Source organism: Bradyrhizobium sp. Kon56 (assembly GCF_055807635.1).
The window spans coordinates 1-584 of the sequence record NZ_JBVVOU010000128.1 but is presented as its reverse complement, the minus strand read 5'-3'; the positions used below and the strand labels follow the sequence as shown (position 1 = coordinate 584).

The 584-nt window shown below is 63.9% G+C and carries 1 protein-coding gene; it reads right to left on the bottom strand.

The window, feature by feature from the left end; translation table 11 throughout:
* The coding region (locus AC0L3B_RS38260) for a helicase-related protein (protein ID WP_473382730.1) at positions 1-568 on the bottom strand (568 nt) is incomplete at its 3' end.
* Between the last annotated feature and the right edge of the window lie 16 nt (positions 569-584).

Here is a 584-nt window from a genome sequence, read left to right as displayed (position 1 = left end):
CGTCGCCGAGCAGTTCGCCGGCGCCACGGATTTCCAGGTCGTTGGTGGCCAGCACAAAGCCGGCGCCGAGGTCCTGGGTGTTGGCGATCGCTTCCAGGCGTTTTTCCGCGTCGGAGGTGATCTGCTGGCGCGGTGGCGTCAGCAGGTAGGCATAGGCCTGGTGGTGACTGCGTCCGACCCGGCCGCGCAGTTGATGCAGTTGGGCCAGGCCGAACTTGTCGGCGCGCTCGATGATGATGGTGTTGGCGCTGGGCACGTCGATGCCGGTCTCGATGATGGTCGAGGCGATCAGGACGTTGAAGCGCTTGTGGTAGAAGTCGCTCATCACCTGTTCGAGTTCGCGCTCGCGCATCTGCCCATGGCCGATGGCGATACGCGCTTCGGGCACCAGTTCGGCGAGGTCGGCGGCGCACTTTTCGATGGTCTTCACGTCGTTGTGCAGGTAATACACTTGGCCGCCGCGCAGCAGTTCACGCAGCAGCGCTTCCTTGACCGTGCTTTTGTTCTGCTCCATCACGAAGGTGCGCACCGACAGACGGCGCGCCGGTGGCGTGGCAATGATCGACAAGTCGCGCATGCCCGAT